Annotated in this window: 25 protein-coding genes; 20 read left to right on the top strand and 5 right to left on the bottom strand. The window is 32.3% G+C overall.

The window, feature by feature from the left end; translation table 11 throughout:
- Nucleotides 1-56: 56 nt before the first annotated feature.
- The 4 genes from ACM6UH_RS08560 (at nt 57) to hfq (ending at nt 4102) form a co-directional block, all read left to right on the top strand.
- Nucleotides 57-1730, top strand: a complete 1674-nt coding sequence (locus tag ACM6UH_RS08560) for a glycerol-3-phosphate dehydrogenase/oxidase (RefSeq protein ID WP_011303227.1) — start codon at nt 57-59, stop codon at nt 1728-1730.
- A 241-nt stretch (nt 1731-1971) separates the two neighbouring features.
- On the top strand, nt 1972-2898 hold the full coding sequence (locus ACM6UH_RS08555; protein ID WP_433911952.1) for an alpha/beta hydrolase: 927 nt from the start codon (nt 1972-1974) through the stop codon (nt 2896-2898).
- Nucleotides 2899-2919: 21 nt separating this feature from the next.
- A complete protein-coding gene (miaA, locus tag ACM6UH_RS08550; protein ID WP_037538505.1) occupies nt 2920-3876 on the top strand; it encodes a tRNA (adenosine(37)-N6)-dimethylallyltransferase MiaA in 957 nt (318 codons plus the stop codon).
- A gap of 1 nt (nt 3877) precedes the next feature.
- On the top strand, nt 3878-4102 hold the full coding sequence (gene hfq, locus ACM6UH_RS08545) for an RNA chaperone Hfq (RefSeq protein ID WP_011303224.1): 225 nt from the start codon (nt 3878-3880) through the stop codon (nt 4100-4102).
- Between the two features lie 155 nt (nt 4103-4257).
- Here the strand turns inward: hfq and ACM6UH_RS08540 are convergent, their stop codons facing one another.
- A complete protein-coding gene (locus ACM6UH_RS08540; RefSeq protein WP_370445200.1) occupies nt 4258-4734 on the bottom strand; it encodes a glutathione peroxidase in 477 nt (158 codons plus the stop codon).
- Between the two features lie 101 nt (nt 4735-4835).
- On the opposite strand from ACM6UH_RS08540, the gene hflX reads away from it, so the two are divergent.
- The 9 genes from hflX to ACM6UH_RS08495 all read left to right on the top strand — a co-directional run bounded on the left by hflX (nt 4836) and on the right by ACM6UH_RS08495 (nt 13681).
- A complete protein-coding gene (hflX, locus tag ACM6UH_RS08535; RefSeq protein WP_047503666.1) occupies nt 4836-6071 on the top strand; it encodes a GTPase HflX in 1236 nt (411 codons plus the stop codon).
- Nucleotides 6072-6086: 15 nt separating this feature from the next.
- Nucleotides 6087-7325 (top strand): aminotransferase class I/II-fold pyridoxal phosphate-dependent enzyme, encoded by a 1239-nt coding sequence (locus ACM6UH_RS08530; protein ID WP_011303221.1) that lies wholly within the window; start codon nt 6087-6089, stop codon nt 7323-7325.
- Between the two features lie 259 nt (nt 7326-7584).
- Complete coding sequence (locus ACM6UH_RS08525) at nt 7585-7953, top strand: MerR family transcriptional regulator (RefSeq protein WP_011303220.1); 369 nt, start codon at nt 7585-7587, stop codon at nt 7951-7953.
- 20 nt (nt 7954-7973) lie between these two features.
- The gene (gene glnA / locus ACM6UH_RS08520) at nt 7974-9314 is read left to right on the top strand and encodes a type I glutamate--ammonia ligase (protein WP_011303219.1); all 1341 of its coding nucleotides are present in this window, start codon (nt 7974-7976) and stop codon (nt 9312-9314) included.
- Between the two features lie 641 nt (nt 9315-9955).
- Complete coding sequence (locus ACM6UH_RS08515) at nt 9956-10153, top strand: hypothetical protein (RefSeq protein WP_002483408.1); 198 nt, start codon at nt 9956-9958, stop codon at nt 10151-10153.
- Nucleotides 10154-10388: 235 nt separating this feature from the next.
- Nucleotides 10389-11255 carry an ABC transporter ATP-binding protein gene (locus ACM6UH_RS08510; protein WP_048787413.1) on the top strand — a complete coding sequence of 289 codons (867 nt, stop codon included), beginning with the start codon at nt 10389-10391 and terminating at the stop codon, nt 11253-11255.
- 1 nt (nt 11256) lies between these two features.
- Nucleotides 11257-11991: an ABC transporter permease gene (locus ACM6UH_RS08505; protein ID WP_011303217.1), complete on the top strand. Its 735-nt coding sequence runs from the start codon at nt 11257-11259 to the stop codon at nt 11989-11991.
- Nucleotides 11988-13079 (top strand): sensor histidine kinase, encoded by a 1092-nt coding sequence (locus ACM6UH_RS08500; protein WP_047503672.1) that lies wholly within the window; start codon nt 11988-11990, stop codon nt 13077-13079. Before ACM6UH_RS08505 ends, ACM6UH_RS08500 begins: the two co-directional genes overlap by 4 nt.
- Nucleotides 13079-13681, top strand: coding sequence for a response regulator transcription factor (locus ACM6UH_RS08495; protein ID WP_037538489.1), 603 nt, complete (start codon nt 13079-13081; stop codon nt 13679-13681). The genes ACM6UH_RS08500 and ACM6UH_RS08495 overlap by 1 nt, the downstream gene beginning before the upstream one ends.
- Before the next feature lie 81 nt (nt 13682-13762).
- Here the strand turns inward: ACM6UH_RS08495 and ACM6UH_RS08490 are convergent, their stop codons facing one another.
- A complete protein-coding gene (locus tag ACM6UH_RS08490; protein WP_011303215.1) occupies nt 13763-13954 on the bottom strand; it encodes a hypothetical protein in 192 nt (63 codons plus the stop codon).
- 171 nt (nt 13955-14125) lie between these two features.
- Between ACM6UH_RS08490 and nucI the strand changes: the two genes are divergently transcribed.
- Nucleotides 14126-14656 (top strand): thermonuclease NucI, encoded by a 531-nt coding sequence (nucI, locus tag ACM6UH_RS08485; protein WP_011303214.1) that lies wholly within the window; start codon nt 14126-14128, stop codon nt 14654-14656.
- A 218-nt stretch (nt 14657-14874) separates the two neighbouring features.
- Here nucI and ACM6UH_RS08480 read toward each other — a convergent pair whose 3' ends face one another.
- Nucleotides 14875-15738 (bottom strand): NERD domain-containing protein, encoded by an 864-nt coding sequence (locus ACM6UH_RS08480; RefSeq protein ID WP_037538486.1) that lies wholly within the window; start codon nt 15736-15738, stop codon nt 14875-14877.
- Between the two features lie 268 nt (nt 15739-16006).
- On the opposite strand from ACM6UH_RS08480, the gene ACM6UH_RS08475 reads away from it, so the two are divergent.
- Complete coding sequence (locus ACM6UH_RS08475) at nt 16007-16462, top strand: hypothetical protein (RefSeq protein WP_011303211.1); 456 nt, start codon at nt 16007-16009, stop codon at nt 16460-16462.
- 110 nt (nt 16463-16572) lie between these two features.
- Nucleotides 16573-17166, top strand: coding sequence for a hypothetical protein (locus tag ACM6UH_RS08470; protein WP_011303210.1), 594 nt, complete (start codon nt 16573-16575; stop codon nt 17164-17166).
- 174 nt (nt 17167-17340) lie between these two features.
- On the opposite strand, the gene ACM6UH_RS08465 is transcribed toward ACM6UH_RS08470, so the two are convergent.
- Nucleotides 17341-18708, bottom strand: coding sequence for an aspartate kinase (locus ACM6UH_RS08465; RefSeq protein ID WP_048787415.1), 1368 nt, complete (start codon nt 18706-18708; stop codon nt 17341-17343).
- Nucleotides 18709-18896: 188 nt separating this feature from the next.
- Here ACM6UH_RS08465 and ACM6UH_RS08460 point away from each other — a divergent pair, with 188 nt between their 5' ends.
- From ACM6UH_RS08460 to ACM6UH_RS08445, 4 genes are read left to right on the top strand one after another with little or no spacing between them, the layout of a single operon-like run.
- Entirely contained in the window at nt 18897-20177 is a 1281-nt protein-coding gene (locus ACM6UH_RS08460; protein ID WP_011303208.1) for a homoserine dehydrogenase, read from the top strand.
- Between the two features lie 5 nt (nt 20178-20182).
- Nucleotides 20183-21244, top strand: coding sequence for a threonine synthase (gene thrC, locus ACM6UH_RS08455; protein WP_011303207.1), 1062 nt, complete (start codon nt 20183-20185; stop codon nt 21242-21244).
- A gap of 1 nt (nt 21245) precedes the next feature.
- Nucleotides 21246-22163, top strand: coding sequence for a homoserine kinase (gene thrB / locus ACM6UH_RS08450; protein WP_002483395.1), 918 nt, complete (start codon nt 21246-21248; stop codon nt 22161-22163).
- Between the two features lie 47 nt (nt 22164-22210).
- The gene (locus ACM6UH_RS08445) at nt 22211-23014 is read left to right on the top strand and encodes a Cof-type HAD-IIB family hydrolase (RefSeq protein WP_011303206.1); all 804 of its coding nucleotides are present in this window, start codon (nt 22211-22213) and stop codon (nt 23012-23014) included.
- A gap of 140 nt (nt 23015-23154) precedes the next feature.
- Here ACM6UH_RS08445 and ACM6UH_RS08440 read toward each other — a convergent pair whose 3' ends face one another.
- Complete coding sequence (locus ACM6UH_RS08440) at nt 23155-23469, bottom strand: hypothetical protein (RefSeq protein WP_011303205.1); 315 nt, start codon at nt 23467-23469, stop codon at nt 23155-23157.
- Nucleotides 23470-23574 lie beyond the last annotated feature (105 nt).

Genomic DNA, 23574 nt, shown 5'->3' with positions numbered 1-23574 from the left:
TATATGTATGGGATGAATCTCTCTTTTTTTAATACTTTAGGAGGCGCTTGTTTATTATGAGTTTATCAACGTTGAAAAGAGAACAAATAAAAAAAGATTTAAAAGATCAAGAATTTGATGTCGTTATCATTGGCGGAGGTATCACTGGTGCTGGTATTGCTTTAGATGCAAGTGAAAGAGGTATGAAAGTTGCACTTGTTGAAATGCAAGACTTTGCACAAGGAACAAGCTCACGTTCTACGAAATTGGTACATGGTGGGTTACGTTACTTAAAACAACTTCAAGTTGGAGTGGTAGCTGAAACTGGTCGTGAACGTGCGATTGTTTATGAAAATGGACCGCATGTTACTACACCAGAACGTATGCTTTTACCAATGCATAAAGGCGGTTCAATGGGCAAATTCACTACTTCTATTGGATTAGCAATGTATGATAGATTAGCAGGTGTTAAGAAAGCTGAACGTAAAACAATGTTAAATGCTAAAGAAACATTAGAAAAAGAACCATTAGTTAAAAAAGCTGGTCTAAAAGGTGGCGGTTCTTATGTTGAATATCGTACAGATGATGCGCGTCTAACTATTGAAGTTATGAAACGTGCAGAAGAAAAAGGTGCGAAAGTTATTAATCATACAAAATCAGTACATTTCACTTATGATTCAAATGAAAAAGTCAACGGTATACAAGTTGAAGATCAAATCAGTAATGAAACGTATCCAATCAAAGCTAAAAAAGTCATTAATGCAAGTGGCCCATGGGTAGATGAAGTTCGCAGTGGAGACTATGCACGTAACAATAAACAATTACGTTTAACAAAAGGTGTTCACATTGTTATTGATCAATCTAAATTCCCATTAGGTCAAGCAGTTTATTTCGATACTGAAAAAGATGGACGTATGATTTTCGCTATTCCTCGTGAAGGTAAAGCATATGTTGGTACGACTGATACGTTCTATGACAACAATAAAACTTCACCATTAGCTAACCAAGAAGATAGAGACTATCTCATCGATGCTATTAATTACATGTTCCCAGATGTAAATGTAGCTGATGAAGATATTGAATCTTCATGGGCAGGTGTCAGACCGTTAATCTTAGAAGAAGGTAAAGATCCATCTGAAATTTCACGTAAAGATGAAGTATGGGAAGGTAAATCTGGTTTATTAACAATTGCCGGTGGTAAATTAACTGGTTATCGTCATATGGCACTTGAAATTGTGGATTTACTATCTAAACGCTTGAAATCAGAATTCGGTCTTAAATTTGATAAATGTGCGACGAAACACTTAACTATCTCAGGAGGAGATGTTGGTGGTAGTGCGAACTTCGATAAGTTTATTGAACAAAAAGTTGAAGAAGCAAAATCTTATCAAATTGATGAGTCAACTGCACGTCACTTTGCTTCAAAATACGGTTCAAATGCTGAAGAACTATTCAAGATTGCACAAACAGCACAATATCAAGAAACTGGTTTGCCTTTAGACATTTATACTGAATTAGTTTATTCAATCCAAAACGAAATGGTATATCGTCCAACAGACTTCTTTATTCGTCGTACAGGTAAACTATACTTCAAAATTGATGACGTCTTAAATTATAAAGAACAAGTTATTGATGTCATGGCTGGCTTATTAGGATACACAAATATTGAAAAAGAAGCTTATACAAAAGAATTACAAATTGCAATTGATGAAGCACAAACTGGTAATCATCAACCAGCAGTAAAAGAATAATTTAAAGTACTTTTTCAATAATATAATTTAAATAGAAATAGCTGCTAACTTTGCGAGGTTGGCAGCTGTTTTTTTAACCAAAAATGGTAATTTAAAGCATGATTAAAATTTGAAAATACTTTTATTAAAACAATGTTTGTACATACTGAGCTGATTGCGTACTATTTGATAACATGCTCATTTGAAGGTATATTGTATAATATACAAAAATATAAGTCGTAAAGTATGGGAGGCCTATAACATGAGTAAAAATGAATTTAAAATTACAGTTGCAGATGGCACAATGATAGAAGTTAAATTGAATAAAGCTAAAAAAACAACTATCGGTGTCGTGCATATACTTCATGGAATGGCAGAGCATATGGATCGATATGATCAGCTTGTGGAATCATTAAACCAACAAGGTTATGATGTGTTACGACATAATCATCGGGGCCATGGCAAAGATATAAATGAAGATGAACGTGGACAAATTGATGACCTGTCTCAAGTTGCGGAAGATGCATATGAAATTGCTGAAACGGTGTGTTCACATTATCAACATATCCCATATATTATTATAGGACATTCAATGGGATCAATTGTGGGACGTATATTCGCTCAAAGATATCCAGATGTAGCTAAAGGTATGATATTAACCGGAACAACGCAATACCCAACCTTTTTGAGCATTTCCATTTGTACATTACTAAAAATAATTACATTGGTGTTAGGAAAACATCGTAGATTAGATTGGTTAAACAAAATAATGTATAAATCGTTTAATAAAAATATTAATAACCAAAAAACGACAAGTGACTGGCTCTCTAGTGATGCGAATGAAGTAGAACAATTTATAAAAGATCCATATACAGGATTTTTAGTCTCAAATCAGTTGATTTATCAAGTTATGAAACAAATGGTATCAACAAGTCGAATGAAAAATATAAAACAAATGAACGCCAATCTTCCTGTATTGTTAATTTCAGGTAAAGATGATCCTCTAGGAGACTATGGTAAAGGGATTAGGAAACTGGGTAGATTATATAAAAAAGCAGGTATTAAACATATCACAGTACAACTGTATAAAAATAAAAGACATGAAGTACTTTTTGAAAAAGGCTATGTTGAAACATGGCATCATATGTATGAATGGATAGAAAAACAAATTTTAAAAAAGAAAAAGTAAATAGCAAATAAATAAAGAGAGATGATACACGTGGAAAATGACAAGCCCTTTATAGTTGTTCTTGTTGGACCAACTGCAGTAGGTAAGACTGAATTTAGTATTGAATTAGCCAAAAAATATAACGGCGAAATTATCAGTGGAGATTCAATGCAAGTTTATAAAAATATGGACATCGGCACAGCAAAAATAACACTTGATGAGATGTCTGGCATACCACATCATATGATAGACATATTAGAACCCGATGAACCTTTTTCGGCTTATGAATTCAAAAACAGAGCACAAAAATTAATCAAAGAAATTACTCATAGAGGCCGTGTGCCAATCATTGTAGGTGGCACAGGTTTATACATACAATCACTTATTTATGATTATGCCTTCGAAGATGAAACTATTTCAGAAGCGCATAGCGAAAGTGTAGAAACGCAGCTAGCGGAACTTGATCAACTATCAAATGATGAATTACATCAGTATTTGGCATCGTTTGATGAAATTTCTGCGCAAGATATTCATCCCAATAATCGAAAAAGAGTTAGACGTGCTATACAATATTATTTAAAAACAAAAAAACTTTTGAGTTCACGTAAGAAAGTACAACAATTTACAGAAAATTATGATACATTATTATTAGGGATAGAAATGTCGCGTGACATATTATATCAAAGAATTAATACACGTGTTGATATAATGTTGGAACGTGGATTATTAAGTGAAGTGAAACAGCTCGTTGAAAATGGTTATGAAACAAGTCAAAGTATGCAAGCCATTGGCTATAAAGAGATTGTACCCGTTATTAACGGACAAATCAGTCTAGATGAGGCAACTAATAAATTAAAGCAACATTCTAGAAATTATGCTAAACGACAAATGACTTGGTTTAAGAACAAATTAGACGTCTTGTGGTTAGATAGAGAGAAAATGTCACTTTCACTAATGTTAGATGAAGTTTCAGTCCAAATACAGAAAAGGAGAACATAAAATGAATACAACAGAAAACATCCAAGACAAATTCCTAGGACAATTTAAGGCTGATCAAACAAAAATAATTGTATTTTTAGTGAATGGTTTTCAAATGAAAGGTACGATTGAAGATTACGATAAATACATCGTATGTTTATTATCTCAAGGAAAACAACACCTTATTTATAAGCACGCCATAAGTACCTTCACTATTGACGAAGCAGCCACAACTGAAGAAAGGTAATTTACATTTAAAAATTATGAAAAATACTTAAGTAAAACCGAGGTTGGAACAAATAAATGTTTCAACCTTGGTTTTTTGTATAAAAAAAGCATTGCCGTGTTTAAGTAAGGATACGATAATGCTTTTTAATATCATATATGAAATTGTATTTTCAGTTATAGTAATGCTTCAATTTCTGATTCCAATTGACTTGGTTTTTTCTGTGGTGAAAAACGTTGAACTACATCGCCATTTTTATCCACTAAAAATTTAGTGAAATTCCATTTTATTTTTTCATTGAAAAATCCATTTTGAGCTTCAGTTAAAAATTTAAATAGAGGATGTTGTTGTTCACCTTTAACATCAATTTTTTCATGCATTGGGAAAGAAACACCGTAATTGATTTTACAGTTTTGAGTAGCTTCCTCACCTGTACCAGGTTCTTGGCCACCAAATTGATTACAAGGGAATCCTAAAATGATGAAATCTTGATCTTTATACTTATCATATAATGCTTGTAGCCCTTCAAATTGTGGTGTAAATCCACATTCACTAGCCGTGTTTACAATTAACATCACTTTGTTTTTATAAGCATCTAATTTATAAGCATCTCCATTTGGTTTTTGTACTTCTATGTCGTAAATAGTCATAATACTTCACCTCTTTTTATTAATTTAACATAATTTAAGTTTATAGTCTTTATTTTGGCACTATGATAGAATGGCAAAGAATACTTTGAAAAGAGGTGCATGTTATGACCCAACAACAAACATATACAACGGAACAGAGTTTAGAAACAGCAATATTAGTTGGAGTACATGCTCAAACGGATGAAGACTTTAACTTTGAGTCAACAATGGAAGAATTAGCGTCTTTATCTCAGACATGCCAATTAAACGTAAAAGCACAGTTTAGCCAAAATAGAACTAACGTAGACAATAAATTTTATGTTGGTAAAGGTAAATTGGATGAAATTAAAGCATATGTTGAATTTCATGACATAGACGTTGTTGTAGCCAATGATGAGCTTACAACTGCACAATCCAAAACTTTAAATGGTAATTTAAACGTCAAAATAATTGATAGAACGCAGCTTATATTAGAAATATTTGCTCTACGCGCACGTAGTAAAGAAGGTAAACTACAAGTAGAATTAGCGCAATTAGATTATCTTATGCCCAGATTGCAGGGTCATGGCCGAAGTTTGTCTCGACTAGGTGGCGGCATCGGAACAAGAGGTCCTGGTGAAACGAAATTAGAAATGGACCGTAGACACATCAGAACGAGAATGAATGAGATTAAACACCAATTAGAAACGGTAGTAGAACACCGTGAACGCTATCGTAATAAAAGAGAACAAAATCATGTATTTCAAGTAGCATTGGTAGGTTATACTAATGCTGGGAAATCGTCTTGGTTTAATGCATTAGCAAAGGAATCTACTTATGAAAAAAAACTGCTTTTCGCCACACTTGATCCCAAAACGAGACAGATACAGATAAACGACGGCTTTAATCTCATCATTTCAGATACAGTAGGATTTATTCAAAAACTACCAACAACACTTATAGCGGCTTTTAAATCAACTTTAGAAGAAGCAAAAAATGCAGATTTATTATTACATGTTGTCGATAGTAGTCATCCTGAATATCGCGCGCAATATGATACCGTTAATCAAATTGTAAATGATTTAGATATGGGACAAATACCTCAGGCCATCATTTTTAACAAGAAAGATTTGCATGATGGCTCATTACCAGCTACAAACAAACCTCATGTGTTTGTTTCTAGTAAAGATGAAAAAGATATAGAGAAAGTAAAATCATTGTTATTTAATCAAATTAAACAAGTGCTTACTTATTATGAAGAAAGTGTACCGAGTGCAAATGCAGATCGCTTATACTTTTTAAAACAACATACGTTGATATCAGAATTAGTATTTGACGAGATAAATGCTAATTATCAAGTTAAAGGATACAAAAAAGAATAGAAGGAAGTTATGAAAATGGAAGAGATGAAACAACTGATTGCGGACACAGAGGCTACATTAGCGCCATATTTTAAAGCAATAGAAGAAACCGCCTTTGTTAATCAGGAAAAAGTACTTAATGCGTTTCATGAAGTGAAAGCTACTGAAAGTGATTTACAAGGGACGACAGGTTACGGATATGATGATTTTGGTAGAGATCATCTTGAAGAAATTTATGCACACACGTTTAAAGCAGAAGATGCTTTAGTTAGACCTCAAATCATCTCTGGTACACATGCAATCACGATTGCGCTGCAAAGTACTTTGAAACATGGTGATGAGTTATTATATATCACTGGCAATCCTTATGATACTTTATTAGAGGTCATTGGTATCAATGGCAATGGTATTGAAAGTCTTAAAGAACATGGTGTCCAATATAATAAAGTGGATTTGAAACATGGTGATATAGATATAGAAACGGTAATGCAACAAATTCATAGTCGAACAAAAGTCATCGCTATCCAACGTTCCAAAGGCTATGACCAACGTCCTTCTATCAATTTAAATTTAATCGAAAAGGCCATACAACAAATTAAGGCGCAATATCCAGAAATCATTATTTTTGTCGATAATTGCTATGGTGAATTTGTAGAAGAACGTGAACCTATTGAATGTGGAGCGGATTTAATTGCAGGCTCATTAATTAAAAATCCAGGTGGCGGTTTAGCAAAAATCGGCGGTTATATTGCAGGAAAAAAAGATTTAATTGCACGTTGTGGTTATCGTCTAACTGCGCCTGGTATAGGTAAAGAAGCAGGTGCATCACTCAATTCGTTACAAGAAATGTATCAAGGGTTCTTTTTGGCACCACATGTTGTTAGTCAAAGTTTGAAAGGGGCTTTATTTACAAGTCTTCTTCTAGAGAAGATGGATATGCGAACAAGTCCAAGATACGATGAAGCGCGAACAGATTTAATTCAAACGGTTTCTTTTGAGAATAAAGAACAAATGATTCAGTTTTGTCAAAGTATACAACAAGCCTCTCCCATTAATGCACATTTCAGTCCTGAGCCAGCTTATATGCCAGGATATGAAGACGATGTAATCATGGCGGCAGGGACATTTGTACAAGGATCTTCTATTGAACTTTCTGCTGATGGGCCAATTAGACCGCCATTTGAAGCCTATGTTCAAGGCGGATTAACATATGAACACGTAAAATTAGCTGTCTCAAGAGCAGCGAGAAATCTAAAATCACAACAATTGATTTGATTTTTGAATGAACTTCCATATATGTTTTGTAAAAAGAGATAGTATATACATGCTATTTTAATTTATAATCCCATATATGGATTTTTTTGAATAAATTTAAGGAATTTTCTAATAATTATAGATTTAAGGCGACGAATTAACAGATGAAAGTAGTCATATCAAGGGATGAGAACTTCATGTTAGAAAACCTTACATATCTTTGAATTAATCTGATTATTATGCTAAATTTATTACAAGTTCAAAAGTAGAGGTGATCGGATTGAAGTCAAATGATACATTACGACGAAGTATGCCCGTTTTCCCTATGAGTGTTGTAACAAAATTAAGTGAATTGTCTGCTAGGCAAATTCGTTATTATGAAACACATGAACTCGTTAAGCCACAACGATCAGAAGGAAACAAAAGACTTTTTTCATTAAATGATTTAGAACGCTTACTTGAAATTAAGAAGTTAATTGAAAAAGGGTTCAATATTAAAGGTATTAAACAAATTATTAATGATGAACAAGATCACCTTACTGATGATGAACAAGAGACAAGAAAACAAATGATAGTTGAAGCTACACAGAAACCAGAGCGAGAAGCAATTCCAATAAATCGTGGTGACTTATCACGTTTTATTAAATAAAAATACGGGGGACATATATTATGCCAAAACGTTCATTTACAAAAGAAGATATTCATAAGTTTGCTAAAGAGGAAAATGTAAGATACTTACGACTACAATTTACAGATATATTAGGCGTTATTAAAAACGTTGAAGTACCAGTAAGTCAATTAGAGAAAGTATTAGATAACGAAATGATGTTTGACGGATCTTCAATTGAAGGGTTCGTACGTATTGAAGAATCTGATATGTACTTATATCCAGATTTAGATACTTGGGTTATTTTCCCATGGACTGCTGGTCAAGGAAAAGTTGCACGACTTATTTGTGATATTTACAAAACAGATGGTACACCATTTGAAGGGGATCCACGTGCAAACTTAAAACGTGTCTTAAATGATATGAGAGAATTAGGTTTTTCTGAATTGAACTTAGGACCTGAACCAGAATTCTTCTTATTCAAATTAGATGAAAAAGGAGAGCCAACATTAGAATTAAATGATGATGGTGGTTACTTTGACCTTGCACCAACGGATTTAGGTGAAAATTGTCGTCGTGATATTGTATTAGAATTAGAAGATATGGGCTTTGATATTGAAGCGAGTCACCATGAAGTTGCACCTGGACAACATGAAATTGATTTCAAATATGCAGATGCAATTACAGCATGTGATAATATTCAAACATTTAAGCTTGTAGTTAAAACAATTGCGCGTCAACATAACTTACATGCAACATTTATGCCAAAACCATTATTTGGCGTTAACGGAAGCGGTATGCATTTTAATATGTCATTATTCAAAGGTAAAGAGAATGCGTTCTTTGATCCAGATGGTGATATGCAAATGACTAAAGATGCTTTCCATTTCGTAGCAGGTATCTTAAAAAATGCACGTGGATTTACAGGCGTATGTAATCCATTAGTTAACTCATATAAACGTCTTGTTCCTGGCTATGAAGCACCGTGTTATATTGCATGGAGTGGTAAGAACCGTTCACCATTAATTCGTGTGCCATCATCTCGTGGACTATCAACACGTGTTGAGGTGCGTTCAGTAGACCCGGCTGCCAATCCTTACTTAGCATTAGCAGCAATATTACAAGCTGGCTTAGATGGTATTAAAAATAAACTTGAAGTACCAGAACCAGTGAATCAAAATATCTATGAAATGAACCGTGAAGAACGTGAAGCGGTTGGTATACAAGATTTACCTTCAACTTTATATACTGCAATTAAAGCAATGAGAGACAACGAACCAATCAAACAAGCACTTGGTAATCACATCTATCACCAATTTATTAACTCTAAATCAATTGAGTGGGATTACTACAGAACTCAAGTTTCTGAATGGGAAAGAGAACAATACATCAAGCTTTACTAGGTGCTAAACAAAGGGGTTAAACACTAGGAATATAAGCAATCCATTTATTCTTTATGAATAGATTGGGTTGCTTTTTTGCGCCCACTCATTAAAAATAACCAACTATACCTTTAGCGAGTTATAGATGGTCATAAAAATAAAATAATTATAAAACTGTATCGCTTTTTTTAAAGCATGTAATTAACCGATACACACAGTGTGTTACCAATTTGTATGTATCAATAAGAATAATAAAAAATGATCAAATATTTGAGTTATTCAAGCTATATTAGATTTATCAGATTTAATAAAAAAGATAGAATGCACTCGTAAAAGTTAACGAGCCATTCTATCTTTGAACATTAGTGATGAAACTAATGTTTAACCAAATATTGCGTGCGAAAATGGTATTAAATATAAGACGATTAATGTAAGACTTACTAAAAAGTATATAATAAACGCACGCACTTCTTTTGACTTAAAGAAGATAATCACCTCACTCATGTTTAGTGAACTTTAATTGTAGAACAAGCGAATTTATCAGTCAACTTTGACTTATTAATGGGAAGAAGATTGACTAATTACCTTTAAAATTTGTGTGCAATATAAACCTATAGTATAATATACTTAATAAAATTTACTTATCATAAGGGGATGGAATCATGCAAGAAGTAAAATTAGTAACATTAAAAGCACTTTCACTAGATGATTTAGAAAAAGAAATTAATAACTATTTAAAAACAGACGAAATATCTGGTTATAAATTATTAAATTCTACTGTACGTGAAGTTGAAGAACGTACATTTTCAGCTAACGAGCAAGAATTTCATGCATTTTTAACATTTACAAAAGATATTTAAATGGCATATCATTAATTGAAAACACTGCGTAGAAAGATTAATTTCTTTCTGCGCAGTATTTTTTTGTGCCAAAGCTAATATATAAACAACTATAATAATATTATGTAAACTTTATAATTTCATAATATTCATTTTACTTAATGACATTTGTCATATGTAATTTATGACAATATTCACTACTGTCTTTCTATTAGATTCGTCATACTTAAAGTAGGAAATGAAAGGAGTGTATAAAATGATTAAAATAAAACATTTAACTAAAACTTATAAACGAGTAAAAGTAGTTGATGATGTGACGTTTGATATAAATGAAGGTCATTGTACTGCATTAATAGGACCGAATGGCGCTGGTAAATCTACGCTTATAGACATGATTATAGGTGATCGACATGCAAATAAAGGCGAAATACTAGATACGGCACAATTATTGGATTCTAAGAATTTAGGGATTATGTTTCAAAAAACAAATTTTCCAGATTTAATAAAAGTAAAGGAACTTTACCAACTGTTTGCTCATTTATATACGGATGCCATTACTTTAAAAGAGTTTAGTGAAATTACACTTTTTAATGAAAGTCAATTAAATCAATATGCTAATAAATTATCGGGTGGGCAAAAGCGGATTCTTGATTTTGCACTCGCACTTATAGGTAAACCCCAATGTATATTTTTAGATGAACCGACGAGTGCCATGGATGTACAAATGCGTGGCCATTTTTGGGAAGTTGTAACGAAGCTGAAGGACGACGGGGTAACGATATTTTACACCTCCCATTATATAGAAGAAGTAGAGCGTATGGCTGACCGAGTAATTGTTTTGGAAAAAGGACGTGTGATTTTAAATGACAATCCGGAAACGATAAGAACACGTCAACATACATCAATCATTAGTTTACCAAGCAAATACCAAGACAAAGTTGAAACGAATTTATCTAGTAAGCACTTCGAATATACATTAGAGAATCATAAAATACGGATAACTACGACAGATGTACAAATGATCATTGAATATCTCATTTCGATACATGTCGATTTGAATGAAATAGAGATCAATAAAGCAAGTCTGTTAGAAACCGTATTTAATAAAGAAGAGGTGAAGTAGTATGTTAACTTATTACTTAAAGACAGAAATTCAATTATTATTTAGAAAGAAAGTGTATTTGGTGCTATCTATACTGGTACCACTTGCTTTATATTTATTATTTACATCTATACTGGATTTGCCTGAAGAAGCGAAAAAACCATTTTATAAAGAATATATGTATAGTATGACGGCATTTAGTTTATCGAGTTTTTGTTTAATGCAATTCCCGATAGATTTAATTAATGAAAAGACGACAGGTTGGTATAAAAATTTAATGCGTACACCACTACAGTCACATCAATATTATATGGCTAAAGTCTTTAAAATGATGTTCCAATTTATTTTAGCCATCTTACTTATTTTTATTGTCGCACACTTTATGAAAGGTGTTGAAATGTCAACTTCAGATTGGTTACTTTCCGGTTTAATATTATGGATTGGGGCGAGTACTTTTTTATCTGTTGGGGTATTGATATCACAAATCAATGAAATTCAAAAAGCAAGTAGTATTGGTAATATTTTGTATTTAAGTTTAGCTATTCTTGGCGGTCTATGGTTTCCTGTAAGTCAATTTCCTGAATGGATGCGCAAGATTGCTTATGTCACACCGACTTACCATTTGAAGCAAGTCGCTTATGAAATTGGTAAAGGAGGGACGCTAGACTATTTATCACTTTTTGTTTTAGTTGGTTATAGTATACTCTTTTTAGTAGTTGCACTTATTATTCAAAAGAGAAGAGACGTGGATATATGATTAAAAGATTGAAAGTCAATGTAATTGATTTATCGAGTTTAGTATATCTCATATTTGCAGTGATACCATTGTTTACATTTGACTTAAAAGGGCCATATTGGATGTATGTTATTATATTTATTATTTTTACAATTTCATATACTGCTTTGGCCATATTTACGGAAGTGTTATCAACGAAAATGATATATACTTTTCTAATTTTACATTATATTGGTATCACTTATTTAGTTTATAGTGTCGGGCCAGCGACGAGTTTATTCTTTTTCTTTAGTTCATTTATTTTACCATATGTATTGAAAGTGAAAATGAAATCTATAGCCTTTTTAATTTTCATTGTTGTCATGCTTATTAATTTTATTTTAATTTATGTCGCAGATCCGCTAAGTTTAGGCTTTATAGCAGTCATGCATATCGCTATATTACTTATAACGGTTGGAAACTTCAAACAGAGTGAAACAATAAAAATGAAAAATGCACTGGAAGAAAAGAATAAGCATATCAATGTACTCATTGCCGAACAAGAACGAAATCGCATTGGACAAGACTTACATGATACGTTAGGTCATGTTTTTGCAAGTTTAAGCATAAAATCAGAACTAGCAATCAAACTGATTGATAGCGATTCAGAAAAAGCAAAATTACAAATGATTGAAGTTAACAATATATCTAAGGAATCATTAAATAAAGTTCGCAGTATCGTCAATGATTTGAAAATACAGTCATTTGAAGAAGAAGTAGCTTCGATGGAAACGTTGTTAAAAAATGCAAATTTAAATTTTGAATTTTTTAATGCCGAACTAGCAAAAGGTATTAGTCCAGCTAAACAAGCTATTTTGGCGATGATTTTGAGAGAGGCAATTAATAATGTGTTGAAACATGCTCATGCAACATCGGTAACTGGTTCATTAACAGAGACACAAAATGATATTACATTGACTATTATTGACAATGGGATTGGTATGGATGATTTAAAAGAGCATGATTTGAAGAGTATTAAAGAACGTGTAGCCCTTATGAATGGATCGATTGAAATACAATCGAATCATGGCTTATGTATATCCATTAAAATATCTCGAGGTGACGCATGATGATAAATATCATACTAGCAGAAGATCAAACGATGTTAAGAGAAGCAATGGTTCAGCTTATTAATTTAAATGAACAGTTAGAAGTAGTTGGAAGTTCAGGTAACGGAAAAGAAGCGTATGAATTAATTAAAGTAAGACAACCACAGGTTGCTATCTTAGATATTGAAATGCCTGGCATGACAGGTTTAGAAATATTGAGAAATATTAAAGAACAACAACTTGATGTGAAAGTAATTATAGTTACAACATTCAAGAGACCCGGTTATTTTGAATCAGCGGTAGCAAACGATGTAGATGCTTATGTATTGAAAGAACGCTCTATAGATGAATTAGTCACAACGATTTATAAAGTATTGAATAACGAAAAAGAATATAGTGAAGCACTGATGACGTCGCTATTTAAAGAAAAAAATCCATTAACACCTAAAGAACAATTGGTTTTAAGAGAGATAGGTGAGGGCCATACGAGTAAAGAGATTTCCAAGCATCTCTTTTTATCTTATGGAACAATTAGAAATTATACATCTACGATTATTGATAAACTTGATGCCGAAAATCGATTTGAAGCATGGAATATTGCTAGAAATAAAGGATGGATTTAAATGATTTAGCACTTGCTAAATATGTTGTATGGTTCAAATTAAATAATAAAACTGCCGATAAGTCTATAACGGCAGTTTTTATTATTTACGTTTATTTTTGGATGCGATAGATTGGATAATGAAAATGATAAATCCGATTAATATGCCTAATAAAACTGCTACAACGGCAGAAACCATTAGCGGTAGTTGAAATTGGTTTTGTAAGATTAGACCTACGATGACGGCAATGACAACTGCAATAATCGTTATCATGTTTTCTTTGAAAATGCTCAATTTGTTCACTCCTATTCAAGATTATTATAGCACGAGTTATTTACATAGATAAACAATATCATGTTATTTAAAACATCAGCTAATTTATGAGTTAGTGTATAATGTGGTCTTGACGATAGTTTGCTTTTTCTATATGATAATTTGGAATATTTAAAAGAAGTGGGTGCAACAGTGAAATCTAAGAAAAAAATGACTAGTTTAGTCGTTATCGTAGTAGTGTTAGGTGTATTAGCTTTTCAATATATTAATCAAACAGGACCATTTCAAAATAATGGTGCAGATACGTCAACAGGACCACATGATTCTGAAAAAGTTCATGTGTCACGTGTTGTAGATGGAGATACATTCGTTGCTGAAAATGACAATAATGAGCAATTGAAAGTTAGACTGATTGGCGTTGATACGCCCGAAACAGTTAAACCCAATACGCCGGTACAACCTTATGGGAAAGAGGCTTCTGATTATACTAAAAAGCATTTAACAAATAAAGACGTGTATTTAGAGTACGATAAAGAAAAAGAAGACCGATACGGTAGAACATTAGCTTATGTTTGGCTTGATGATAAGACAATGTATAATGAGCAATTAGTCAAACAAGGCTTAGCTAGAGAAAAATATTATTCTCCAAATGGAAAATATAGAGAAGCCTTTGAAAAGTCTGAAGACATTGCTAAAGAGAAAAAATTAAATATTTGGAGTTAAACTTTGAATTTATAATATTATATTTTTCATAACGTATTGGCAGTAATTTGGGCCGACTCCTGTGGAAAAGCACTGGCCGAAGACTACAGGCTAAGGCTGTGTCCACGGAAAGCGTGCACAAAAAACTGCCCACAAAGACGGAGGCTTTAGCTAAAGTTTGAAGAGTCTGAGACATCTATTTTTGTCCCAGACTCTTCTTTCCTATATAGTATATTAATTTAATAAAAACGTGCTACTAATTTATCATATTGCTCTTTAGTCAATGCCTGATCTGTTGATTGAACAGTATCTCCAATAATTTGTTGTAAGGAAGATTTAGATGAGACTGTTTCAACGTAATCACCTCTTGTAGACGGGCCGTCAATAATATTTACGCTACCATCAGTGAAATAAACAAGTCCAATATTCTTGATTTGTTGATTGAGTTTCTCATATATCTTAGCCTCTAAAGCCTGTGTATTGATAGATGATTGTTCAAAAGGATCATAATTATAAAAATCATAGGTTACAGAATTATTTTTAATACGTTCAATGAATGTATACGTTGTCGAACGTGTTGATTGAAACTGACTATGAAATTGATTAGCAATATAACGTCCTACAGTTTGGTCTATATTATCATTCACTTTAGATTCATTGCTGTTTGTTGTATCTGCAGTGAAATGATAAAATGTTTTTTGCTTCCAATTTTTAACATTGATATTAAAAATGCCTTTTTCTGTAATTACAACATAATCGAAAGTTCTAGCGTACTCAAAAAGGGGATGTTTTACAGCTAAGTTACCAGTAGCTATAATATCAAAATGTTGAATGACACCTTCGTTTTTATATTGATTTAAGATACTATTTAAATCTTGCTTCGCTTTTCTTAAACCATGATGGTGCGTATCATTGTTTCCATCTATATTCAGCATTTGATTTTTTAATTGTGTATTTTCTCGAGTTACTGTACTTATTTTTGTAACTAATTGATCTTTTGAATACGTTTCAGTTTCAAGTTTATTTTGCATTACTCGATGGTCAATTATTACAATAACAATTAATAGTATTATAATTACAATTAATATTAACGGGAAAAACATATGTATCATCCTAATCTTATTTAATTTTTTATTATATCTTATTTTACGCTTTTATTTAGTTTAGCACAAATTCTATAATTTTAAATTAGTATATTAGTGCTATGACAATAGAAAGACCATTACTTACAAAAGCAATATTTTGATGTAATATTACTAAATTAATTTTATTGGTTCTTTAAAACTGTTGTGGAATTTGTATAATTCAAGTCATTAAACAGTTATAATGAATTACGCACAATATCTTTCAATGAAGAAGGTGAATAGCAAGTTGAGCAATATAAAACAATATTTTGAACATATCATAGAAACGATCCAGTGGGACGATATTATTGCATTTGATAATCATCCGTTTGCTTATAAAATGATAGATGAACTATATAAAGCAAATATAAAAATATCAGTAATAAGTTATTCTACAGATATTATAAGGTATGTATCAAAATATACAGATTTTAATATAATCATTCCAAATGGTATGGTTGATAGTGCTAGTCATGTGATACTAGGCAAAGGTGTATTAGAAACCTTTTCAAAATACCAAATTCGCTTTTATTTTGTTTCAGCACCTTTTATGAATGAAGATAAGTTATATCAAACCGTACCTGCAATAGCAGAAATACAAAATACGATAAAGAACTGTACTCATAGTGTGCTCCTAATGAATAGACCAGATCCTATTATTGGAGATTCAAATGGGCAATACATAGAAATTGGTGATTTTTAAAATTATTTGTGCTTTATTTCACATTTTTGCGCTTAATGCATTGAAAAATGCGCATACAAATTATATAATATGTATTATTGGAAACGCTTACTTTTATAGGAGGTGCACTTTTGGATAATGAAAATAATGAAAAAGTTAAAGACATTGTAAAATCTTTAAATGAAAATGTACCTAACTTATTTAAATTTAATGGTGAAGTTGCCAAACAACTATTTTTACGTGACGAATTTAACCTGAATGGTAAAGTTGATATCAGCGTTGAAAGAAAATTTTTAGGTGAGGTCTTAAAATATATTCCTAATGACAATCGTAAGGTGCTCCACGATACCAATCACGCATCATCTAATTATGACGAATTAAATTTCGAAAATATTACACATGCAGAAATATTTGATGGTGAAAAATTAATTATGACTATCATTGTCTATGATGTTGAAGATGAAGAATGGATGTTTAGATGGAATCATAATATTCGATTGCCAGAAAAAAATATTTATTTTCACTCTATTAAATGGGATGTAGACTATATTAAGCCAGAAATCGTTTTAATGTATGAATTATTAGATCCTATTGATTATCATCAATTACCAAATTATAGAATTGTTATAGATTCATTGAGTTATTATCAATTTGTAATACTACGTTTAGTAGTGGGCGATGAAAGAATTAATCAAGTGCTTATATCAGAGAAAAAAGCCATATAAAATCCTTCAAATCATTGGAAAGTTTAACCAACAGATACAATGAATTTGAAGGATTTTTGTTTGGCTTGATTTATGAAATATTATTTAAAGCGAGTTTGAATTTGTATGACTTCAATCATATCATTAAAACTACTTTAAGTATCTTTTGATTTATATAACGATAATAAAAGCTACTTAAGATTTTAAACATATGCCATTATAACAATATTCATAAGTGGATTTGACTGCTTTATCGGCATCAGAGACATGTATACCAAACATGATTGATATCTCTGATGCCCCTTGATTCATCATTTTTAAATTGATATTCGATTCAGCTAACGCGTGCGTAATTGTATTTGCAGTACCGACAATTCTATGCATACCTTCACCAACAATCATTAAGATAGCTAAATCATGTTCCACACTTAACTCATCAACATCGCAATTTTTTCGAATGTCATTTAAGACTTGTTCTTCTCTATTTTGGATTTCTTTGGAGCGCATAATAATACTAATATTATCTATACCTGATGGCATATGATCAAATGAAATACCATAATCCTCTAAGACAGCTAATATTTTTCTTGTAAAACCAACTTGTCTATTCATTAAATATTTTTTAATGTTTAAAACTGTAAACCCTTTATCACAACTAATACCACTGACAATGTTATTAGAATTTATTTCTCTATCATGGCGAATATATGTACCAATATCATCAGGTCTATTTGTATTTTTTATGACAACTGGAATTCTATCTTTGTGTAAAGGTTGTAAAGCTTCATCGTGAAACACTCCAAATCCAGCATAAGAAAGTTCACGCATTTCTCGATAGGTAATTTCATCGATGACTTCAGGATTTTTAACAATCGTAGGATTTGCTCTAAAAATACCAGAGACATCAGTGAAATTTTCATATAAGTCTGCCCGTACACCTCTAGCTACTATAGCACCTGTGATGTCAGAGCCACCTCTTGGAAATGTAACAATATAATTTTGTCGTGAAACCCCAAAGAATCCAGGAATTATGAGTTTTTCATTATATTCACGTAATTTATATAGCGTATTATAAGATTGCTCTAAGATTTGTGCATTTTGTGGTAAATCAGTAACTTGAATGCCTGCCTCACCAGGAGATACATATCTTGTAGGAATACCTTGGCTATTGTTATATTCTGCAATGAGTTGCGCATTAAAATCTTCTCCACAGGATAGTAATGCGTCTAATAAACGAGAAGGTTTATCTTTTAATGTAGCAATGTATGACTCTAATGTTTCATCAATTGAAGTTAGTAAATGATAATCCATGTTTAATTCATCTATGATATCTGCGTATCTTTGAATGATTTCTTTCTTTTTAGACGTGTAATCTAATCTATCAATCACTTTTTCATACAAACGAATTAGTAAGTCCGTTGTTTTTACATCTTCGCTGTGACGTTTACCCGGTGCTGATACGATGATAATTTTCCGATCAACATCTGAATTTACGATATTTAATACTTTTTTAATCTGTTCTGCATTAGAAACAGAACTTCCTCCAAATTTAGCTACTTTCATTGTAAATACCAACCTTTCTAAAAAATCAGAAAATTTTGTTTAGTTTTTATCACGGGAGTGATAGGATAGATATACGATTAAATATTGAACCTTTACAAAAATAATGAATGAATTTATACTATACCATATTCAAGTATTTTTCAACTGTACAATTGTATTTTTAAGAAGAACAACGGAGGAATGAAGTTATGAGAGAATTAAACGTAGCCTTACTTGGTTTAGGAACTGTAGGTTCTGGTGTAGTTAAAATTATAGAAGAGAATAGAGAACAAATTAAAGAAACAATGAATAAAGATATCAATATTCGACACATTTTAGTTAGAGATAAATCAAGACAAAGACCAATAAATGTGTCGAGTTATCATTTAACAGAAGATATTGATGAAATATTAAATGATGATTCAATTGATATCATTGTAGAAGTTATGGGTGGTATTGAACCAACTGTGGATTGGCTAAAACGTGCATTAAGTCAGAAGAAACACGTCGTAACAGCAAATAAAGACTTATTAGCAGTCCATTTAAATGTATTAGAAGATTTAGCGCAAGAAAATGATGTTGCGTTGAAATATGAAGCAAGTGTTGCAGGTGGTATTCCTATTGTAAATGCTATAAATAATGGGTTGAATGCAAATAACATTAGCAAATTTATGGGCATACTGAATGGTACGTCTAATTTTATTTTAAGTAAAATGACTAAAGAGCAAACAAGTTTTGAAGCTGCCTTAGACGAGGCTAAAGCATTAGGTTTTGCAGAAGCAGATCCTACAGATGATGTAGAAGGTATTGATGCGGCAAGAAAAGTGGTCATTACTTCTTATTTATCATTTAACCAGGTTATTAATTTAAATGATGTCGATAGACGTGGTATCAGTGATGTTGAATCTGAAGACATTCAAGTTGCAGATCAATTAGGTTACAAAATTAAATTAATCGGTAAAGGAACATATGAAAATGGACAGGTACAAGCTTCAGTTGCACCGACGTTCATTAATAAAGCGCACCAACTTGCAGCGGTAGAAGATGAATTTAATGCAATTTATGTTATTGGCGATGCTGTTGGAGAAACAATGTTTTACGGAAAAGGTGCAGGCAGTTTAGCAACTGGTAGTGCTGTAGTCAGTGATTTATTAAATGTCACATTGAATTTTGAAACTAACTTGCATACATTACCGCCTCACTTTGAATTAAAAACTGAAAAAACCAAAGAACTGATGGATGAATCAGAAACTGTTTCACTTAAAGAGAAAGAAAGTTATTATGTTGTAGTTCAAACTGATGGTGAAGAAGTAAATAAAGTTGAAACGTTACTTAAAGGTCAATTACCGTTTCATAAATCATTGGCCGTAACTGAGCGAGATGCTCATACGGTTGGTGTTGTAATTGTTGGTATAGATGAAAATCCTGAAGCATCCATCACAGAATCTGGATATATCGTTAAGAAAATTTATCCAGTAGAAGGAGTTTAATAACTATGAAAAACTGGCAAGGTTTAGTTGAAGAATTTAAAACATATTTACCTGTAAATGAAGCAACACCATCACTAACATTAAATGAAGGACATACGCCACTCATATATTGTGAACGGATGTCTGAAAAATTAGGCATTGAACTCCATGTGAAATATGAAGGTGCGAATCCTACAGGCTCTTTTAAAGACAGAGGTATGGTTATGGCGATGGCCAAAGCCAAAGAAGAAGGGAAAAAAATCGTAATCTGTGCATCGACAGGTAATACGTCAGCATCTGCAGCTGCATACGCTGCTCGAGCTGGCTTAAAAGCAATCGTAGTAATTCCTGAAGGTAAGATTGCACTAGGTAAATTATCACAAGCTGTTATGTATGGCGCAGAAATTGTTTCAATCGAAGGTAATTTTGATGAAGCATTAGAAATCGTGCAAGAAGTTGCAAAAAATGGAGAAATCGCATTAGTTAATTCAGTCAATCCTTATCGACTTGAAGGTCAAAAAACTGGCGCATTTGAAGTTATTCAACAATTGGGTGGTTCGGCGCCTGATATACTCTCTATACCGGTTGGTAATGCAGGAAATATTTCTGCATATTGGAAAGGTTTTAAAGAATATAGTGATAAAAATGGCACTCAATTGCCTAACATGTATGGTTTTCAAGCAGAAGGTGCCTCTCCTATCGTTCAAAATAAAGTTGTTAAAAATCCTGATACAGTGGCAACAGCAATTAGAATTGGTAATCCAGCAAGTTGGGATAAAGCGACGAATGCACTAGAAGAATCAAATGGTTATATTGATAGTGTGACAGATGAAGAAATTTTAGAAGCATACCAATTAATGGCTCGCAATGAAGGTGTATTTAGTGAACCAGCAAGTAATGCATCAATTGCAGGATTGATAAAATTACATCGCGCTGGTAAATTGCCTCAAGGCAAAAAAGTTGTTGCAGTTCTAACAGGTAATGGACTGAAAGACCCTGATACAGCCATTTCACTATTAGATAATCCAATTAAACCATTACCAAATGATAGACAGAGTATTTTAGATTACATCAAAGGGGCACTATAGCATGAAAGAAGCGTTACATTTAAAAATTCCGGCATCTACAGCTAACTTAGGTGTCGGATTTGATTCTATAGGAATGGCTTTAAATAAATTCTTATATTTAGACGTTACTGTGAACGATGAAGATCAATGGTCTTTTAATCATATTGGACCTAATGTAGATGAACTGCCTAATGATGAGAGCCACTACATTTACCAAATCGCACAAAAAGTTGCTGAAACATATGAAGTTGAATTGCCAAATTTAAATGTAGAAATGAGAAGTGAAATTCCTTTAGCAAGAGGATTAGGTTCATCTGCTTCGGCTTTAGTGGGTGCATTGTATATCGCTAACTACTTTGGAGATATTGAACTATCTAAATATGAACTATTACAACTTGCGACGGATTTTGAAGGGCATCCAGATAATGTAGCGCCAACAATTTATGGTGGTCTTGTGCTTGGTTATTATAACGGTGATACAAAAGTTACAGATGTCTCCTACATTGATACACCTAAAGTTGATATTATTATAACGATACCAAGTTATAAATTAAAAACAATTGATGCAAGAAACGCATTACCTGATACATTTTCTCATGAAAAGGCAGTTCAAAATAGTGCAATTAGTAATACGATGATTAGTGCATTAATTCAACATAATTATGAATTAGCTGGAAAAATGATGGAACAAGACGGTTTCCATGAACCTTATAGACAACATTTGATTCCAGAATTTCAAACAATTAAAGGTATTGCGAAACAACATCTAGCATACGCAACAGTAATTAGTGGTGCCGGCCCAACAGTACTCACATTAATAGCACCTGAACGAAGCGGCGAATTAGTACGTGCACTAAAGCGTGAATTTAAAGATTGTAGATCAGAACTTGTTACAATCAATGAAACAGGTGTAACGACTAAAGTATTGTACCAACGTTAATAATCTGTTGTAATATAGAATATAGACGTTGAAGGGAGGTTAGCAACATGGGTAAGTATAAAATGGTAGTCATGGACATGGATGACACATTGATGAATAATGAAAATCAAATGAGTCCAGAGACAGAATCTTATTTATTAGATATACAAAAACAAGGATATAAAGTCGTATTAGCATCTGGTAGACCTACTGAAGGCATGTTACCAACTGCTAAAAAATTAAAATTTGATACATATCAAAGTTATGTAATTAGCTATAATGGTGGTAAAACTGTCAATGTGAATACTGAAAGTGTAGAAAAAAGTCGAACGGTAACTAAGGAAAATTTCGATTTAATTGTGGATTATTGTCGCAAAAATAATTTATTCATTTTAACATATGAAGATGGTCATATTGTTTACGAAGGTGAACATGAATATATGAATATAGAATCGGAATTAACTGGGTTACCTATGGAACATGTAAATGATTTAAAGGATTTCATCCAGGATGACGTGCCTAAAGTAATGGGTGTAGATTATGTATCAACTATCTCAAAACTTAACACTGACTTAGCTGGTCACTTTAATGAAGATATAGATGTGACAACAAGTAAGCCGTATTTCTTAGAATTTATGGCACAGGGTGTTTCTAAAGGTAATGCAGTAACAGATTTATCTAAAAAATTAGATATTGCATTATCTGAAGTAGTTGCATTCGGAGATAGTTCAAACGATATTTCTATGCTGCAAGTGGTCGGTCATGCTGTTGCTATGGGCAATGCCAATGACCAGGTGAAAGCAGTTGCTGATGAAATTACATTGAGCAATAGTGACAATGGCATTCCACATACATTGAGACAGATTTTATAAAAGTTAAAGCGTTTAATGTATTAATATCGTTTTTGTAATTATTTGTTTGTATGCGCACTGAAATTACGATTTGTAGTAGTTATTAAAAAAGAGGTTAGAACTTTAAATAAAAGTCCTAACCTCTTTTTTAATAGATGTATTTATTTTGCAGTATGTGTCCATTCATTTTTACCTCGATGTCGTTTTACATGTGCATAGACATGGTCTGCAGCATAATCTAGGTTTGTATAAACAGTGATTGAAAATGCGGACTGATCCTCCTCAAATGTTTCTTCTAAAAATAGGTCTTTTAAATGTTCAAAGAGGCTTTCCATTTGTGAATGCTCTAAACTACTGTATTCTCTTAGTGTGCGTTTGATTAAGCGTTGATGCTTTTCCTCAAGTGATTGCACAACTATAACGAAACGTTCTTCAGTCTCTAATATGTCATCAAATAAATTCGTTTGTCCAACCATAGTTTCCACCTCTAGGTTAAGTCATTATTATATGTTATTATACTACACTTCTTGACCAGTGAAAATATCCTTACTTCTATAATTAAATTGTTAGCAAATTAAAAA

The organism is Staphylococcus sp. LKG4-2 (assembly GCF_050955665.1).
Classification (GTDB): domain Bacteria; phylum Bacillota; class Bacilli; order Staphylococcales; family Staphylococcaceae; genus Staphylococcus; species Staphylococcus saprophyticus.
Note: the sequence above shows the minus strand (reverse complement) of the source record. Positions and strands in the feature narration are given on the sequence as shown.

What these genes read in the sequence shown, in the direction of transcription:
- ACM6UH_RS08560 (WP_011303227.1), top strand. Translation starts at nt 57, where the DNA reads ATGAGTTTATCAACGTTGAAAAGAGAACAAATAAAAAAAGATTTAAAA.
- ACM6UH_RS08555 (WP_433911952.1), top strand. Translation starts at nt 1,972, where the DNA reads ATGAGTAAAAATGAATTTAAAATTACAGTTGCAGATGGCACAATGATA.
- miaA (WP_037538505.1), top strand. Translation starts at nt 2,920, where the DNA reads ATGATACACGTGGAAAATGACAAGCCCTTTATAGTTGTTCTTGTTGGA.
- hfq (WP_011303224.1), top strand. Translation starts at nt 3,878, where the DNA reads ATGAATACAACAGAAAACATCCAAGACAAATTCCTAGGACAATTTAAG.
- hflX (WP_047503666.1), top strand. Translation starts at nt 4,836, where the DNA reads ATGACCCAACAACAAACATATACAACGGAACAGAGTTTAGAAACAGCA.
- ACM6UH_RS08530 (WP_011303221.1), top strand. Translation starts at nt 6,087, where the DNA reads ATGGAAGAGATGAAACAACTGATTGCGGACACAGAGGCTACATTAGCG.
- glnA (WP_011303219.1), top strand. Translation starts at nt 7,974, where the DNA reads ATGCCAAAACGTTCATTTACAAAAGAAGATATTCATAAGTTTGCTAAA.
- ACM6UH_RS08515 (WP_002483408.1), top strand. Translation starts at nt 9,956, where the DNA reads ATGCAAGAAGTAAAATTAGTAACATTAAAAGCACTTTCACTAGATGAT.
- ACM6UH_RS08510 (WP_048787413.1), top strand. Translation starts at nt 10,389, where the DNA reads ATGATTAAAATAAAACATTTAACTAAAACTTATAAACGAGTAAAAGTA.
- ACM6UH_RS08505 (WP_011303217.1), top strand. Translation starts at nt 11,257, where the DNA reads ATGTTAACTTATTACTTAAAGACAGAAATTCAATTATTATTTAGAAAG.
- ACM6UH_RS08500 (WP_047503672.1), top strand. Translation starts at nt 11,988, where the DNA reads ATGATTAAAAGATTGAAAGTCAATGTAATTGATTTATCGAGTTTAGTA.
- ACM6UH_RS08495 (WP_037538489.1), top strand. Translation starts at nt 13,079, where the DNA reads ATGATAAATATCATACTAGCAGAAGATCAAACGATGTTAAGAGAAGCA.
- ACM6UH_RS08480 (WP_037538486.1), bottom strand. Translation starts at nt 15,738, where the DNA reads ATGTTTTTCCCGTTAATATTAATTGTAATTATAATACTATTAATTGTT.
- ACM6UH_RS08465 (WP_048787415.1), bottom strand. Translation starts at nt 18,708, where the DNA reads ATGAAAGTAGCTAAATTTGGAGGAAGTTCTGTTTCTAATGCAGAACAG.
- ACM6UH_RS08460 (WP_011303208.1), top strand. Translation starts at nt 18,897, where the DNA reads ATGAGAGAATTAAACGTAGCCTTACTTGGTTTAGGAACTGTAGGTTCT.
- thrC (WP_011303207.1), top strand. Translation starts at nt 20,183, where the DNA reads ATGAAAAACTGGCAAGGTTTAGTTGAAGAATTTAAAACATATTTACCT.
- thrB (WP_002483395.1), top strand. Translation starts at nt 21,246, where the DNA reads ATGAAAGAAGCGTTACATTTAAAAATTCCGGCATCTACAGCTAACTTA.
- ACM6UH_RS08445 (WP_011303206.1), top strand. Translation starts at nt 22,211, where the DNA reads ATGGGTAAGTATAAAATGGTAGTCATGGACATGGATGACACATTGATG.
- ACM6UH_RS08440 (WP_011303205.1), bottom strand. Translation starts at nt 23,469, where the DNA reads ATGGTTGGACAAACGAATTTATTTGATGACATATTAGAGACTGAAGAA.